Consider the following 16,859-nt stretch of genomic DNA (forward strand, 5'->3'; position numbering starts at 1 on the left):
ACGTCGCCGGGCGCCGTCAGGGAGCCGCGGCGAGCCCCACGCCGGTGCCGAGGCTCGTAGCCGTCGCGACCGGTGCGGCGTCGTAGAGGACGAGCGCGATGTCGTCGGACGCACCGTCGGGCCGCATGGCGCGGGAGAGGAGCTCCCCGAGCTCACGGCGGTCCGCGTCCCGGACGACGGGTGCCCCGACGGACGCCAGCCGCTCCAGCCCGGTGCGCAGGCTCTCACCCCGCCGCTCGACGAGCCCGTCGGTGTAGAGCAGGAGCGCGTCCCCGGGCCGGAGCAAATGCGTGGCCTCGGTCCGTGGGGCGTCCAGCAGCGCGAGGAGGCCGCCCCTGCCGCCGCGGAGCCACTGGTGCCCGTCGGCGCCGACCACGAGGGGAAAAGGGTGGCCCGCCGCGGAGTACGTGAGCTCGCCGGTGCCCTCGTCGACGACCGCGCAGACCACCGTCGTGAACTCCGCGCCGGGGACGGTGCGGGCGTAGCGGTCGAGCCCCTCGAGCGTCGCCGCGGGGCCGTGGCCCGTCAGCAGCAGCGCGCGGGCCGCCGCCCGGAGCTGGCCCATGTGGGTCGCCGCCTCGAGGCCGTGGCCCACGCAGTCGCCCACGACCACGCCGGAGCGCTCCTCCCCCAGCGGGACGACGTCGTACCAGTCGCCGCCGACCTCGAGCGACGACTCGGCGGGCTGGTAGTGCACGTGCCAGCGGCCGGGTGGCAGCGCCTCGGGCAGCATGGCGCGCTGCAGGACCTCGGACACCGAGCGGTGATGGTCGACCTCGCGCTCGTGGGCGAGCGTGACGCCGATCGCGTTGCCCAGCTTGGACGCGACGAGCGCCTGGAACTCCCTGTTCCCGCCGTCGAGCGGGCGACGGCTCGCAGGGCGGAGCGCGAGCGCCCCGGTCACGTCGCGGCGGAGCGCGCCGAGCGCGTGGACGACGACGCCGTCGTGCTCGACCACGTGTCGCCCGCGCGCGACCGCTTCGAGCACCTCGACGGGGACCAGTCCCGGCCCGGCGCCGGTGGTGCCGCGCACCACCTCGACGTCGTCCGCGCCGGACCCGTGCTCGAGCCACAGCTCGGCGTCGGCGACGTCGGCGCTGGTCGCCAGGACCTCCATCGCGGCGTCGACGACGTCCTGGGCACTCCCCTCGATCTCGAAGAGCCGCGATGCGAGGTCGCTGATGGTGTCGAGCCGCCGAGCGGCGACGACGAGGGCCGTGGTCTCCGCCGCGATGTCCAGGACCCCCTGCACCGTGCCGTCGTCGTCGCGCAGCGCGGAGTAGGAGAAGGTGAACGACGTCTCCTCGTCGTACCCCGAGCGGTGCATGAGCAGCGGCATGTCGACGCGCCACACGGGCTGCCCGGTCGCGAGGACCTCGTCGCACAGCGGGCCGATCTCGTCCCAGATCTCGTCCCAGACGGTCTCGAACGAGGCCCCGAACGCGGCCGGGTGCTTGCCGCTGCCGAGCATGTCGCGGTAGCCGTCGTTGTAGACCATCGTCAGGGACGGGCCCCAGGCCACGACGACCGGGAACCGCGTGCTGAAGCACAGCGTCACGGCCGCGCGCAGCTCGGACGGCCAGGTCGCCGGGTCCCCGAGGGGCCCCGAAGCCCAGTCGTGCGCGCGCGCGAGCCGGCCGCACTCGCTGTCGCCGAGGGCGAGAAGGGCGTCGTCGAGCCAGGTCGCGTCCATGTGCTCCCGCTCTCGTGGCCGTCGGCGCCCACGCTGCTTGGAGAGCCTGCTTGGAGCATAGGTGCCCGACGACGCCGGTCCGGACTCGCCGGGACCGTGGGCTCGGTCACGACATCGGCCCGGACCGCGCCGGCCCGTCCCAGGAGCCCGACGCCCTCACGGCGTGACGATGGGAAAGTTCGGGTCGAACTCGTCGAGCAGGGCGCCGTACGCGGCGAGGACGGACGCGTCACCATCGACCGTGAGCCTCCCCGCGGCCGCGAGCTTCTCGGCCGCTGCGGGCTGCAGCACCGCCCCGACGACAGCGCCCTTCGGACCTGCGACCGTGACCGAGGGCGAGCCCCACACGCCCTCGCGCGCGTTGAGCACGCCGTTCGCGACCCACACGGTCCACGCCGTCCCCCCGTCCCCGACGTCGGTGAACGTGAACGCGAGACGGAGGTCCGCGTCCGCGGCCTTGACGCCGTCGACGTGCACGGCCGCGAAGTCGAAGAGGATGTCGAGCGGCATGCCGAGGATCGTGTCCGGGCTCGCGGTCGCGAACGCCGCCGGCACGACGCCGCCCCGGAGCTCGCGCGCCGCCGTGAGATAGATCCCGCGCCACTGGGGGCCTTCCGCCTGGTAACCGAGCTGCTCGTAGGCGTCGGCCTGCAGGTCCTTGGCCTCCTCATCGTCCGGGTCGGCGAAGACCAGGTGGTGGAGCACCTGGGCGGCCCACCGATAGTCGCCCGCGTCGAACGCGCGGCGCCCCTCCGCGAGGACGGCGTCGCGGCCGAAGGCGTCGAGGTAACGCCGGGCGGTGTCGACCGGAGGGTGCGGATGCAGCGAGACCGGGTCGCCGTCCCACATGCCGAGCTCCTTGGTGAAGACGGCGCGGACGTCGTGGTGGAGCGTCCCGTGGTAGCCGCGGTTGAACCACCTACGTCCGAGGACGTCGGGCAGCTCGACCACGTCGGCGGCCTCGAGCGGGGTCCAACCCTGGTTCGCGAGCCGCAGCGCCTGGTCATGGATGTACTTGTAGGTGTCCCGCTGCGACTCGAGGAACGCGACGATGTTCGCGTTGCCCCAGACCGGCCAGGTGTGGGGGCCGAAGTGCACCTCCGCCCGGTCGCCCCAGCGCACGAGGGTCTCGTCGAGGTAGCGCGCGAAGTTCCGGGCGTCGCGGGTCCGGGCTCCGCGGAGCGTCTGGATGTTGTGCAGCGAGTGGTTCGCGTTCTCCGCACAGGTCAGCGCCTTGATCGCGGGGATCCAGATGTGCATCTCCTCGGGCGCCTCGGTGTCCGGTGCGTACAGGAACTCGAACTCCCAGCCCCCGAAGGTGCGCGTCTCGCCGGTCCGCGTCACCGGGTCGGTCGGCGAGAGGTAGGAGACCGTCGGCGCCTTCGTGGAGATGATGCCGATCCCGCAGGACACCATGCCGTTCGGCCCGATCGGCAGCAGGCTGCCGAAGGCGTAGCCGGCGCGGCGCGACATCGCGTTGCCGGCGACGACGTTCTCCCCGATGGCGTACTTGTCGAAGCTCGCGACCGTCCCCGGCGCGACGACCGGGATCCTTCCCGAGCGCACGTCCTCCTCGGACACCACGCCCTTGATGCCGCCGTAGTGGTCGATGTGCGTGTGCGTGAGGATCACCGCCACGACGGGCTTGTCGTTGACGTGCTCGCGGAACAGCGCCAGCGCCTGCGTCGAGGACTCGACGCTCGACGTGCAGTCGATGACGACGAGACCGTCGGGGGCATCGACGATCGTCAGGTCGCCGAGGTCGTTGTTGCGGACCTGGTAGAGGCCCTCCACGACCCGGTAGAGGCCGGCCCGCTTCATGAGCTGGCCCTGCCGCCACAGGCTCGGGTTCACGGTGTCGGGTGCGGGGACGTCGTCGGCGAACTGCTCGAACTCGTGGAGGTCGAGCACGACGTGACCGTCTGCGGCGACGACCCGCCCGTCGGGGACCGCAGCGATGAAGCCGCGGTCGGCGTCGGCGAAGTCCTCGCGGTCGTCCATCGCGTAGAGCGCGGTGACGTCCTGGTTGGCGGTCGCAGTGGCCTGGCTCGCGGCCTTGGGCTCGTAGGTCATGGCTCTCACGGTGCGCGCGCACCCAGCGTCGTCGCCTCACCCGTGGCGGATGACGCGTGTCGCACGCTGCCCTCGCACCGGGCGAAGTCTGGCCCGCCTGTGGACACCCGCCGGGGTGGCGGTGACACTGCGAAGGGTAGGGCGCGTCAGATCCGGACTGCTTCGTGCACGTCCGAATGTCCAGCTGGGACCGGACGTCGGGGGACAGATGCATCGCGGATACCGAGGGATGGCCGTCGTCGCGGGTGTCACGGTCATGCTCCTCACCGTGGCACCGCTCGCCGGTGCGGCCGACGGCCCGACGTCGTCCGGCACAGCCACGCTCACACCGTCGCCCGACGCCCCCGCAGACGCGGCGTCCCCGACCGCGAGCCCCACGCCCACGTGGACCGCCACGCCCACGCCCTCGCCGTCCCCGTCGACGACACCCACGCCGTCGGCCACCCGGTCGCCGTCGCCCACGGCGACGCCGTCACCGCCCGCCTCGATCGCGTCGCCCGACGCCCTCGCCGTCACGCCGTTCGTCGTGCCGGTGCCGCCCGCGAACAGCTCGGTGATCACGGTCAAGGTCGGCAGCGCGAGGACCAGCCTCACCGCGGTCGGCAACCTCGCCGGCGTGACGCTGGGGCTCTTCACGACGCCCGGAGCCACCACCCCCGTCGCGGGCTTCGGCACCTGCGTCTCCGACGCCGACGGCGACTGCTCCTTCACGGTGCCGAACACGCAGACCGGCGGCACGAACCGTGACCGCGTGTTCTACGTCAAGCAGGTCGCGGGCGCCGCGGCGATCCCGGCGGGCTACTACACGAACCCCACCCTCGGCACGGGGACGACCGTCGCGGCCGACACGTACGTCTTCCCGACGTCGAGCCAGCTCCGCGCGGCGACGATCTACCGCTCGACGGCCGACTTCATGATCTCGACCGGCACGACCAACAACGAGGCGTCGGGCGGCATCTGGCAGCAGTCGCTCGACAACCCGACCTTCCCGGCGCAGTGCGGGATCACCGTCGGGCTCGTCCTGGACCTCAGCAACTCGGTCACCGACGCGCAGCTCGTGTCGCTCAAGGCGGCAGCCAACCAGATGGTGAGCGCGCTGACGGGGACCCCGTCGCGCGTCGGGACGTTCACGTTCGCGACCTCGGCTCCCGCCTCCACGGGCGACACCCTCGCTCCCACCACGGTGTCCACCGCGGCCGGCGCCTCCGCGGTCACCGCGAAGATCAACGGCTACGCCAAGCCGGGCGGCAACGCCGGCGGCACCAACTGGGACCGCGGCCTGTACCAGGTCGCCCAGTCGCCGTCCCGCTTCGACGTCGCCGTCGTCATCACGGACGGCAACCCGACCTTCTACGGCAACGGCGAGGGCCCGGGCAACCGCACACGGTTCCGCGAGGTCGAGAACGGCATCTTCTCGGCCAACGCGATCAAGGCCCAGGGGACCAAGGTCATCGCCCTCGGCGTCGGTGACGGCGTCGGCAGCACGGGCAGCGGGTACAACCTGCGGTCGATCTCCGGCCCCACACTGAACACGGACTACTACCAGACGGCCGACTACGCGGCCGCCGGGGACCAGCTCCGGCAGCTCGCGCTCGGGAGCTGCCTCGGCTCCGTGACGGTCGTCAAGGAGGTCGTGCCGTCGACGGCGGCTCCCGGCACCACCACGGGCGCGGTGCCCCAGGGCGGCTGGACGTTCACCGGCGCGGGCTCGACGGGCGTCGCCGTCGACGCCCCCACGGCGCGGGTCACCGCGGACGGCACCGGCGCGGCCAACTTCCCGCTGACGTTCAGCGGCGGCACCACCACCGGCCCGGTGACCTTCACCGAGACCCAGCAGGCGGGCTACACGCTGCAGCAGGTCGGCGGCGCCAACGCCGTCTGCACCCGCGTCGACACCGGCGTGGGCGTCACCGTGACCAACGCCGGCGCGACGGGGTTCAGCGTGCCGGCGTCCTCGACCTACCCGGTGAGCTGCGTCGTCTACAACCGCGCACCGGTGCCGCTGGCGTCGGTCGTGCTGCACAAGCGGTGGGTGGTCAACGGCACGACGTACGCCGACGGCGCGCAGCCGCCCGAGCTCGTCGCGAGCGGCTCGATCGACGGGACGCTCGCCCCGTGGGAGCAGACGCAGACCGGCTTCCGCCAGGGCGACACGGTCAGCGTCGACGAGAGCACCGACCTCACCGCGGTGCCCTTGTGCACGCTGACGAGCGCCCGGCTCACCGGAGCGAACGGCGCGACCGTGGACCTTGCGCTGCCTCAGGCGGAGACCCTCGCAGCGGGGACCAACAGCTACACGATCACCAACACGGTGACGTGCGAGACGCGGCTGGAGCTCACCAAGACCGTGCAGGGCGGCTCCGCCGACCCGGACGACTGGACGCTCACGGCGACCGCGCCCGCGTCGGCCGCGGCCGGGCCGACGGGCACCGACGGCGTCAACGGCCTCGTCACCGCGGGTGCCACCTACGCGCTCAGCGAGAGCGCCCCCCACCCGGAGTACCAGCAGTTCGTCGACCCGAACGCGGTCCTGGTCCCGGGGTCGACCGGGAGCTGGAACTGCCAGGAGGTCGAGGCGGACGGCACCACGGTCATTCCCGGGTTCCAGGACGGCCTCAACGGCGGCGTGACGGTGCCGTTCGGGTCGTACGTCCGCTGCGACGCCGTGAACCGCACCGCCACGCTCACGCTCGAGAAGCTCGTCGAGAACACGCACGGCGGGACCGCCGTACCGGGCGACTGGAGCCTCACGGCGACACCCGTCGGCACCTTCCCGGCCGGTCTTCCGGCGCACACCGTCACGAGCTCGACGCCCGGGGCGACCTTCAACGTCCGCCCCGGCGTGAGCTACAACCTGACCGAGAGCGGTGGCCCGCCCGGGTACGTGCTCGACTCGATCCAGTGCGTCGTGATCCCGGGGCCGAAGGTCACGTCGGTCACGCTCGGGGCCCTCGACGACGCGACCTGCGCGTTCACGAACCTCGACCAGCCCGCTCAGCTGACCCTCGTCAAGACCGTCACCAACGACGACGGCGGCGCGGCCGTCCCGACGGACTGGACGCTCGCGGCCGACGGCCCCACCCCGATCACCGGCGCGACCGGGTCCGACGCCGTCACCGGCGCGACCGTCGACGCCGGGACCTACACCCTGTCCGAGTCCGGCGGACCGGCCGGCTACTCCGCGGGCAGCTGGTCCTGCACGGCGGGGACGCTGACGGGGGCGAGCCTCGTGCTGGGGGTCGGCCAGAGCGCGACGTGCACGCTGAACAACGACGACCAGCCGGCGCAGCTCACCCTCGTCAAGACCGTCACCAACGACGACGGCGGCACGGCGGCGCCCACCGCCTGGACGCTCGCCGCCGACGGCCCGACCACGATCAGCGGGGCGACCGGCTCCGACGCCGTCACGGGCGCGACCGTCGACGCCGGGACCTACACCCTGTCCGAGTCCGGCGGACCTGCCGGGTACACGGCAGGCGACTGGTCCTGCACCGGCGGCACCCTGACCGGGTCGAGCCTGACCCTGGCGAACGGCGGGAGCGCCACGTGCACGCTGGACAACGACGACCAGCCCGCCCACCTCACCCTCGTCAAGACCGTCACCAACGACGACGGCGGCACGGCCGTCCCGACCCAGTGGACCCTCACCGCGGGCGGCCCCACCCCGATCAGCGGGGTGACCGGTTCGGCGGCGGTCACCGGTGCGACCGTCGACGCCGGGACGTACACCCTGTCCGAGTCCGGCGGGCCGGCCGGGTACACGGCCGGGAGCTGGTCCTGCACGGCCGGGACGCTCACCGGGGCGACGCTCGTCCTCGGCGTCGGCCAGAGCGCCACCTGCACGCTGGACAACGACGACCAGCCCGCCCACCTCACCCTGGTCAAGGTGGTCGACGCCGGCGCCACCGGCTCCGGCAGGACGCCGTCCGACTGGACGCTGACGGCGACGCCGAGCGCCATCCCCGGGCAGGGCACGGTGAGCGGTACGGGCGACCCGACGACACCCGGCGGCGTGGACGCGGTCAGCGTGTCGGCAGGCGACTATGAGCTCACCGAAGACGGTCCGGGCGGCTTCGACCCCGGGGACTGGGTGTGCCAGGGCGGTGTCCTCGGCGGCGACGGCTCGACCGTGACCGTCCCGAACGGCGGCAACGTCGTCTGCACCATCACGAACACGGCGGTCTCGCCCACCCTCACCCTGGTGAAGGTCGTCGAGAACACCCACGGCGGCATCTCGACGGTCTCCGACTGGACGCTGACCGCCGACGGCCCCACGCCCGTGAGCGGGGCGACCGGCGAGGACGCCGTCACGGGCGCGCCGGTGCAGGTGGGCACGTACGACCTCTCCGAGACCGGGCCTGTCGGCTACGTCGCGTCCGACTGGGTCTGCACCGGCGGCACCACGAGCACGGCGACCACGGTCACGCTCGCCGAGGGCGACGACGTCACCTGCACCGTCACCAACAGCGACGCCGCGGCGCACCTGACCCTCGTCAAGCAGGTCGACAACCTGCACGGCGGGACCGCGGTGCCGACGGACTGGACCCTGGGCGCCGACGGCCCGACGCCGATCAGCGGCGCCACCGGGACCGCGGACGTGACAGGGGCCGTCGTGCACGCCGGTGCCTACGACCTGTCCGAGTCCGGCGGTCCGACCGGCTACGAGGCGGGAAGCTGGTCCTGCGACGGCGGGCTCGTCGTCGGCGCCGTGGTCACGGTGCCGACCGGGGCCGACGTGACCTGCACGCTGACCAACACGGACCTCGCGGCCGCGCTCACCCTGGTGAAGGTCGTCGAGAACACCCACGGTGGCGACGCCGTGGCCACGGACTGGACCCTCGCCGCCGACGGCCCGACGCCGGTGACCGGCACGAGCGGCTCCGACGCCGTCACCGCCGTCGCGGTGGACGCGGGCAGCTACGGGCTCACGGAGTCCGGCGGCCCGTCGGGCTACGGCGCGTCGAGCTGGGTCTGCACGAACGCCGGGAGCGGCGGGTCGACGACGGTCACCGACGCCTCCGTGGTCCTCCCCAACGGCGCGGACGTCACCTGCACGATCACCAACAGCGACCAGCCGGCCCACCTGACGCTCGTCAAGAAGGTCGTGGGCGAGGACGCGGCGGCGCCCACGGCCTGGACGCTGTCGGCGGACGGTCCGACGCCCGTGTCCGGGGTGACGGGCTCGGACGCGGTCACGGGCGCGGCGGTCACCGCGGGCGACTACGAGCTCGCCGAGTCCGACGGCCCCGCGGGCTACGACGCGGGACCGTGGCTCTGCACCGGGGGGACGCTCGACGGGTCGACGCTGACGGTGCCGCTCGGCGGCGAGGCGACCTGCACGATCACCAACACGCTGCCCGGCTCGTTCGACGTGAGCAAGAGCAGCGACCCCGCGACCGGTTCGACGGTCGTGCCCGGCCAGACCATCACCTACACCGTCACGGCACGCAAGCTCGCCGGGACGGACCCGAGGAACGTCGTCGTCGACGACGACCTGTCCGACGTGGTCTCCCACGCGACCCTGGTCGAGGGCAGCGTGCACGCGAGCGCCGGCACGGCCGCCGTCCGCGGCGGCGACCTCCTCCGCTGGACCGTGCCGACCCTCCAGGGCACGCAGACCGTGACGTACCAGGTCGTCGTCGACCAGGACGCCGTCGACGTCCGGCTCACGAACGTGATCACCAGCGCGGGCTCCCAGACGTGCGTCCCTGCCTCGAGCGTCGCCGCGGAACGTGCCTTCACCGAGAGCGCCTTCACGGCGAGCGCCTTCGCCGTGAGCGCGGCCGCCACGCCCGTGCAGCCTCTCGCGGCGACGGGCGACGAGCACTGCTCGACCACCCACACGACGGGCCCCGCGCCCACCCCGACGCCCACGACGGACCCCACGGCGACGCCGTCGTCGCCGGCCACCGGGACGCAGCCGCCCGGCGCGGAGCCTCCCCTGGCGGTCACGGGCGCCACGGTCCTCGCGGTCGGCGGCGTCGCGCTCGCGCTCCTGTGCGTGGGTGCGGCCCTTGTACTGATGGTGCGCCGCCGTCGCGGCCCGACGGCGTAACACCGCGGCGCCGGCCCGGACGGCCGAGACCATCCCCCGCGGGTGAGGCGCCCCGGGCGCCCGCGCGCCGACCCTGGGATCCGGGGGCGCCTCGGAGCGTCCGCCCCACCGTCGAGGAGGCACCGTGACCGGCACCAAGGAACCCACCGCTGCGACCGCGCAGGCCAACGAGGCCGCGCTCGCCCGCTACGCGATGGACGACCGCGAGGACTTCGCGCTCGCCGACCGCGGGCTGGTCGCCGAGATCACCGAGACGGTCCGCGACGACGGCGAGGTCGTCTTCGACGCCTCGCACCTCGCCTACATCAGCGACGACGCGCCGCACCCGCCGAGCGTGAACCCCAGCCTGTGGCGCCAGTCGCAGCTGATCAAGCGGGCCGGCCTCTACCGGGTCGTCGACGGCCTCTATCAGGTCCGCAACAACGCCGGAGCGAACATCACGTTCGTCGACGCCCCGGACGGCGTCGTCGTGATCGACGCGAGCGAGGCCGTGGAGTCGGCGGCCCAGGCGCTCGCGCTGTTCCGCGAGCACGTCAACGACAAGCCCGTCGTGGGCGTGATCTACACGCACACGCACTTCGACCACTACGGCGGGGTCAAGGGCGTCGTGTCGGAGGACGACGTGACCTCCGGGCGGGTACCGATCGTCGCGCCCGGGACGCTCGCGTCCTTCGCCAAGTTCGCCATCGGGGAGAACGTCATCGCCGGGAACGCGATGTCGCGCCGGGCGAGCTACGCGTTCGCGACCCTGCTGCCGCAGAGCCGGTACGGCCTCGTCACGGGCGGCATCGGCCCGAGCGGTAACAAGAACTTCTCGGTCAGCTACCTCTCCCCCACGGACCCGGTCACCAAGACGGGCCAGACGCTGACGCTGGGCGGTTGGGAGTTCGAGTTCCTCTATGCGCCCGACACCGAGGCGCCCGAGGAGATGCACATCTGGATCCCCGCGATCAAGGCGCTGACCTGCGCGGAGAACGCCAACCACACCATGCACAACATCCAGACGCTCCGCGGAGCCCGGACACGCGACGCCCGGAACTTCGCGCGCTACCTCGACGAGACCCTCGTCCGCTGGGGTGACGACGTCGAGGTGCACTACGGCCCGCACACGTGGCCCGTGTGGGGCAATGCCGAGGTCGTCGAGCTGCTCGAGTCGCAGCGCGACCTCTACAAGTACATCCACGACCAGTCCCTGCGGCTCGCGAACCAGGGGTACACGCCTGTCGAGGCCGCCGAGGTCATCGAGCTGCCGCCCGTCCTCGGGCGGCGGTGGTCCAACCGGTACTACCACGGCGCCCTGCACCACAACGTGCGCGCCGTGTTCGCGAAGGAGCTCGGGTTCTGGGACGGCGACCCGGCGTCCCTGTGGCCTCTCGTCCCGACCGAGTACGCGAAGCGGCACGTCGCGCTCGTCGGCCGGGAGAAGCTGCTCGAGGAGGGCAGGCGAGCGATCGACGCCGCCGACTACCGGTGGGCCGTCCAGGTGCTGCACCACCTGGTGTTCGCCGATCCCGACGACGCCGAGGCCAAGGGGCTCCAGGCCGACGCCTACGAGCAGCTCGGGTACCAGCAGGAGATCCCGCAGTGGCGCGGCATCTTCCTCACGGCCGCGCAGGAGCTGCGCGGCGGCGTGTCGACCGAGGGTGCGCTCGCGACCGCCAGCCCGGACACGATCCTCGCCATGCCCGTCGACCTGCTGTTCGACTTCGCCGCGGTCCACGTGGACGGCGTCAAGGCGGCCGAGGTCGAGGTCCGGATCGACCTCACTTTCACGGACACCGGCGACGAGTGGACCCTGTGGGTCCGCAACGGCGTCCTCAACGCCCGGCCCGCTCACTCCGGCGCCGCGCAGCTCACCGTGTCCGGACCGAAGGCGGCGCTCGTCGGGTTCCTGCTTCAGCCCGGCACGGCGCTGGCGCTCGTCGATTCCGGCGCCGTCACCGCCGACGGCGACCGGACCGCGATCGCGACGCTCGCGTCCGTCATGGAGGAGTTCGACCCGGCGTTCCCGCTCGTCACGCCCTGACGACGCCGCGGCGCGGACCACCCACCGCGGATGAGGCGGCCTCCGCCTCCCGTGCCCGAGAGTGGGAGCAGGACGAGGAGGTGGGCCCGTGAGGTACAGCGTCCGTGTGGGGGGACGACTCACCGGCATCCCGCTGCACGACTACATCGAGATCGTCGAGCGCGCCCCCGGAGACGCGCCCGACGAGACGGTCCTGACGGTCCGGGTGGCCGACGCCGCGGCACTGACCGGCGTCGTCGCGCTCCTGCACGACCTCGGTCTCACCGTGACGGAGATGCACGCCCTGCCCGACGTCTCGACGTCGTGACCGCGAGGAGGAGCCGTTGACCAGCGAACCCGTCGCGGACGACGCCGCCACGTTCGGCGAGGACTCGGGCCGCCCCCTCCAGCACGACTCCCGACGCCCGCCCCGTTGGTTCTCGCGCGGGCTCGTCATGGCCGCGCTCGCGGTGTTCGTGGCCGCGTTCGCGTGGCACGCGTTCTTCCAGCTCAAGGGCCTGATCGTCAACGTCCTCATCGCGTTCTTCATCGCGCTCGCGCTCGAGCCGATGGTGCTGTGGCTCGTGCGGCGCGGCTGGAAGCGCGGGCTCGCGGCCGGGGCGGCGCTCGTCGGGACCATCATCTTCGCCCTGGTGATCGTCGGCCTGTTCGGCAACCTGTTCGTGCAGCAGCTCCTCGAGCTGTTCCGCAACGTCCCGGCCATGTACGCGGACCTGCAGGACTGGCTGTCGTCGAGGTTCGACGTCACGATCCCCGACTCGGGCGTGCTCGTGAAGGAGGCGATGGGGCGCTGGGGCGACGACGTCGCGTCGGGCGTCCTGCTCGTCGGCACGAGCGTCGTCTCGGCGCTGTTCGCGATCACCACGATCCTGCTGGTCGTCTACTACCTGTCCGCCGCGGGCCCGCGCTTCCGCGCGGCCGTGTGCGCGCGGCTCACGCCGAACCGCCAGACCGAGGTCCTCATGCTCTGGGAGACGGCGCAGCGCAAGGCGTCGGACTTCATCACCTCGCGCGTGGTGCTGGCGGCGCTGTCGAGCGTCTTCACGTTCGCCTTCCTGACGATCGTGCGGACCCCGTACGCGCTGCCGCTCGCGCTGTTCACGGGGATCGTGTCGCAGTTCGTCCCGACGATCGGCACCTACATCGGCGGCGCGCTGCCCGTCACCGTCGCGCTCACGTCGCAGGGCATCCCGCAGGCCGTGGCCGTGCTGGCGTTCATCATCGGCTACCAGCAGATCGAGAACTACATCTTCTCGCCCAAGGTCTCGGCCAAGGCGCTCCAGATGAACCCCGCGGTCGCGTTCCTCGTCGTGCTCGCGTTCGGCGCCGTGTTCGGGGCGATCGGCGCGTTCCTCGCGCTCCCCGTCGCCGCGACCGTGCAGGCCGTCATGGACACCTACTGGAAGCGCCACGAGCTCGTCGAGTCCGAGCTGCTCCGTGACCCCGAGCCCCAGTCGCGCGCCCGCCGCGACCACGACCGAACGCGCACACCCAAGGAGACACCTGATGCCTGATTCCACCCCCTGGCCGGGCTCGGAGATCCCCGACCGGTCCGCCCTGCGCGGTCCGCTCGCAGACGTCCGGTTCGACGGCGACCTTCCGGCGCGCGAATCGCTCCCGCTGATCTTCGACGAGCTCGACCACCAGCTGGCCGTCCAGGCCTACCTGTGGTCGCTGCCGCTCGTGTCGTACGCCCAGTGGAAGACGCAGCACTACGACGTCTTCGGGGCGACCGGCTCCGACCTCGTCCGCTACCTCACCTACCGCGACCGGCTCGGGCTCATCACCGCGAACGCGACGACCCCGTACATCCTCAACTTCTTCGACCTGGCCCAGACAGGCCCGCTGGTCTTCGAGCTTCCGGCCGGACCAACGGCGGGTGGCGTGTCCGACTTCTGGCAGCGCGAGATCGGCGCCATGGGCGAGCTGGGCCCCGACCGGAACCAGGGCGGACGGCACCTCGTCCTCCCGCCCGGTGAGGAGCCCCCGGCCGGGCTCGACGACGACTTCTTCGTGCTCCGGTCCACGGGCGTCAACATCATGTTCGGGTTCCGGACCCTGGATCCCGACCCGGATCGTTCGCAGGCGCTCGTCGACGCCGTGCGCATCTATCCGTTCTCCGAGCGCGACGACCCGCCCGCCACCCGGATCCTGTCGCCGGACGGACGCCCATGGACCGGGGACCAGCCCCGCGGCCTCGCCTACTGGGAGCGGCTCCACGACATCTACCAGGACGAGGTCGTCGACGAGCGCGACCGCTTCTACCTGGCGATGCTGCGCCAGCTCGGGATCGAGAAGGGCAAGCCGTTCGACCCGGACCAGCGCCTCCGGGCCATCCTGGAAGGCGCCACCGCCACGGGTGAGGTCATCGCCCAGGCGAACGCCTTCGCCAAGCGGTTCGACGGGAGCCGCTACTGGCCCGACCGTCAATGGGACCTCACCGTGACGCTCGACCACTCCGACCAGCGCGGCGCGGGATACGACCAGCTGCTCGAACGCGCGACGTGGTTCTACGAGGCCGTGAGCTTCTCGGAGGCGATGAAGAGCCAGACGCCCGGCCTCGGCCAGGCCTACCTGAGCACCTATACGGACTCCGACGACGCCTGGCTCGACGGCGCGCGCAGCTACACGCTCCACGTGCCCCCCGACGTGCCGGCCAAGCTCTTCTGGTCTGCCACCGTCTACGACGTGACGACCCGCTGCCTCATCGACAACCCCCAGCAGCGCGGGGACCGAGGTTCGCGCGACCCGGACCTCGCCGTGAACGACGACGGCTCCGTCGACCTGTTCTTCGGTCCGACCCCTCCCCCGTCGGGCGAGAGCAACTGGGTCCAGACCGTCCCGGGTCGGCACTGGTTCTCCTACTTCCGGTTCTACGGTCCCCTCGAGCCCTACCTCGACCGGAGCTGGAAGCTCGGGAACGTCGTGCCGGTGTGAGGCGCCCGTGACGGCCGAGGAGACGCCCGCCGGCCCCGCCCGCACCCTGCGCCAGTGGTGGCGCACGGTCGGGCCGCGCCGCGAGAACCTGCGCAGCGACGTCGTCGCCGGGCTCACCGGCGCCGTCAGCGCGGTGCCCGACGGGATGGCGTGCGGGCTCCTCGCCGGCGTCTCCCCCGTGCACGGCCTGTACGCGACGTTCGTCGGGCCCATCGCCGGCGGGCCGGGCGCGTCGACCCAGCTCATGCGCGTCACGACGACGAGCGCCGCCGCCCTCGCGGCCGCCTCCGCCCTCGCCGGGGTGCCCGGAGACAAGCGCTCGGACGCGCTCGTCTGGCTCACGCTGCTGGCGGGGGTGCTCATGGCGGCGGCCGGAGCCGCACGGCTCGGGCGGTACGTGCGGTTCGTGTCGCAGTCCGTGATGCTCGGCTTCCTCACCGGCCTCGCCCTCAACATCGCGTTCGGCCAGCTCGACGACCTCACCGGGTCCGAGGCCCACGGCAGCATCGCGATCACCAAGGCGTGGAGCGTCGTCACGAACCCCGGCGCGTGGAGCTGGCCGTCCGTCGTCGTCGGCGTCGGGGCGCTCGCGATCCTCGTGGTCCTCTCCCGGACCCGGTTCGCGCAGCTCGGCGCGGTGTTCGCGCTCGTCGTCCCGACGCTCGTCGTCGTGCTCACGGGGGCGACCGTCGCGCGTGTGCACGACACCGGGGAGATCCCTCGCGGGTTCCCCCTGCCGTCGCTGCCGGCGTTCTCCGCCCTGTCACCCGACGTCCTCGTGGGCGCGGTCACGGTCGCGTTCGTCGTCCTCGTCCAGGGGGCCGGCGTCGCGGAGGCGGCCCCGAACCCGGACGGCACCCGGTCCAAGAGCAACCTCGACTTCGGCGCCCAGGGCGCCGCGAACATCGCCTGCGGGTTCTTCGGGGCGCAGCCCGTCGGGGCGTCCATCAGCGCGACGGCGCTCAACATCGCGGCCGGGGCGCGCAGCCGGTGGGCGTCGATCTTCGCCGGCTGCTGGGTCCTCATCTTCCTCGTGGCCCTGTCCGGCGTCGTCGGGGTCGTCGCGATGCCGACCCTCGCCGCGATCCTCATCTTCGCCGCGCTGAGCTCGCTGCGGCCCCGGCAGGTCCGCACGCTCCTCTACGCCGGCAGCACCCCCGCCATCGCGCTCGTCGTGACGTTCGTCGCGACGTTGCTCCTGCCCGTCGCTGCGGCCGTCGGGGTGGGCGTCATCGTGTCCCTCCTGCTCCAGCTCAACCGCGAGGCCGTCGACCTGCGCGTCGTCCGCCTCATCCCGCGGACCGGCGGAGGCGGGCCCATCGAGCGGCCTGCGCCACGGACGCTGCACGACCACGACGTCGTCGTCCTCGACGTCTACGGTTCCCTCTTCTACGCGGGCGCGCGCACGCTCCAACGCCAACTCCCCGACCCCGCCGGCGCGACCGACGCCGCCGTCGTCCTGCGGCTGCGGGGTCGCACCACCCTCGGCGCGACGTTCTTCATGGTGATCGCGCAGTACGCCGACGTCCTCGAGGCCGGGGGAAGCCGGCTGTACCTGTCCGGGCTGTCGCCTCAGGTGCTGCACGTCTGGGAGTCGCGGGTGCTCGCCGAGCACCTCGCGAACGTCCGGCTCTACCCCGCGACCGACGTCGTCCTCGGGTCCACGCATGCCGCCTGGCTCGACGCGCGGGCGAGGCGGGTCGGGCGGCCGAGAGACTGAGCGGCGCACCCGCCCGAACATCGCCTCGAGCCGCCGCACCGCCTGATCGCAGGGAGCAGGGCCCGTCCGCGGCCGGTCCGACCTGGCATCGGGCCCGACCCGTCCCGGGCATGGGCGCAGCACATCGAGGACGCTCGCCTAGAACGGTGGCGGGCCGAACGGTGGCGGGCCGTCGTGGTGGCTCGGATGTGGGCCCGCGTCGGCATCGGCAGGCTCCGCGGGGCCGCCTCGATCACGGGATGCGCATCTCGCGGGAGCGCTGTCGAGCGTGGGTGGGACGGGGATGGTGGGGTCGGTCGGGCTGGTCGGGACCTTGTAGGCGTGTCCGGAGGGCGCGGTCCACACGATGGTGCCG

8 protein-coding genes are annotated in these 16,859 nt (G+C 72.8%); 6 read left to right on the forward strand and 2 right to left on the reverse strand.

The features are described 5' to 3' along the window. Positions 1-16: 16 nt before the first annotated feature. Together ACLQ14_RS04115 and ACLQ14_RS04120 are read right to left on the reverse strand one after the other, a co-directional pair. The gene (locus tag ACLQ14_RS04115) at positions 17-1,693 is read right to left on the reverse strand and encodes a PP2C family protein-serine/threonine phosphatase (protein WP_425810150.1); all 1,677 of its coding nucleotides are present in this window, start codon (positions 1,691-1,693) and stop codon (positions 17-19) included. A 156-nt stretch (positions 1,694-1,849) separates the two neighbouring features. Next, complete coding sequence (locus tag ACLQ14_RS04120; RefSeq protein WP_425810152.1) at positions 1,850-3,766, reverse strand: alkyl/aryl-sulfatase; 1,917 nt, start codon at positions 3,764-3,766, stop codon at positions 1,850-1,852. A gap of 229 nt (positions 3,767-3,995) precedes the next feature. Here ACLQ14_RS04120 and ACLQ14_RS04125 point away from each other — a divergent pair, with 229 nt between their 5' ends. From ACLQ14_RS04125 to ACLQ14_RS04150, 6 genes are all read left to right on the forward strand, one after another. After that, positions 3,996-9,821: a prealbumin-like fold domain-containing protein gene (locus ACLQ14_RS04125; RefSeq protein ID WP_425810154.1), complete on the forward strand. Its 5,826-nt coding sequence runs from the start codon at positions 3,996-3,998 to the stop codon at positions 9,819-9,821. 124 nt (positions 9,822-9,945) lie between these two features. Beyond that, on the forward strand, positions 9,946-11,847 hold the full coding sequence (locus ACLQ14_RS04130) for an alkyl/aryl-sulfatase (RefSeq protein WP_425810156.1): 1,902 nt from the start codon (positions 9,946-9,948) through the stop codon (positions 11,845-11,847). An 88-nt stretch (positions 11,848-11,935) separates the two neighbouring features. Beyond that, a complete protein-coding gene (locus tag ACLQ14_RS04135; RefSeq protein ID WP_425810158.1) occupies positions 11,936-12,154 on the forward strand; it encodes a hypothetical protein in 219 nt (72 codons plus the stop codon). Between the two features lie 16 nt (positions 12,155-12,170). Further along, the gene (locus tag ACLQ14_RS04140; protein WP_425810160.1) at positions 12,171-13,361 is read left to right on the forward strand and encodes an AI-2E family transporter; all 1,191 of its coding nucleotides are present in this window, start codon (positions 12,171-12,173) and stop codon (positions 13,359-13,361) included. Next, positions 13,354-14,784 carry a DUF1254 domain-containing protein gene (locus ACLQ14_RS04145; RefSeq protein ID WP_425810162.1) on the forward strand — a complete coding sequence of 477 codons (1,431 nt, stop codon included), beginning with the start codon at positions 13,354-13,356 and terminating at the stop codon, positions 14,782-14,784. Before ACLQ14_RS04140 ends, ACLQ14_RS04145 begins: the two co-directional genes overlap by 8 nt. A gap of 7 nt (positions 14,785-14,791) precedes the next feature. Beyond that, entirely contained in the window at positions 14,792-16,504 is a 1,713-nt protein-coding gene (locus ACLQ14_RS04150; protein ID WP_425810164.1) for a SulP family inorganic anion transporter, read from the forward strand. The last annotated feature ends 355 nt before the right edge of the window (positions 16,505-16,859 follow it).

Origin of the sequence: Luteimicrobium sp. DT211, assembly GCF_049844995.1 — a bacterium.
GTDB lineage: Bacteria > Actinomycetota > Actinomycetes > Actinomycetales > Cellulomonadaceae > Luteimicrobium.

What these genes read in the sequence shown, in the direction of transcription:
- ACLQ14_RS04115 (WP_425810150.1), bottom strand. Translation starts at nt 1,693, where the DNA reads ATGGACGCGACCTGGCTCGACGACGCCCTTCTCGCCCTCGGCGACAGC.
- ACLQ14_RS04125 (WP_425810154.1), top strand. Translation starts at nt 3,996, where the DNA reads ATGGCCGTCGTCGCGGGTGTCACGGTCATGCTCCTCACCGTGGCACCG.
- ACLQ14_RS04120 (WP_425810152.1), bottom strand. Translation starts at nt 3,766, where the DNA reads ATGACCTACGAGCCCAAGGCCGCGAGCCAGGCCACTGCGACCGCCAAC.
- ACLQ14_RS04145 (WP_425810162.1), top strand. Translation starts at nt 13,354, where the DNA reads ATGCCTGATTCCACCCCCTGGCCGGGCTCGGAGATCCCCGACCGGTCC.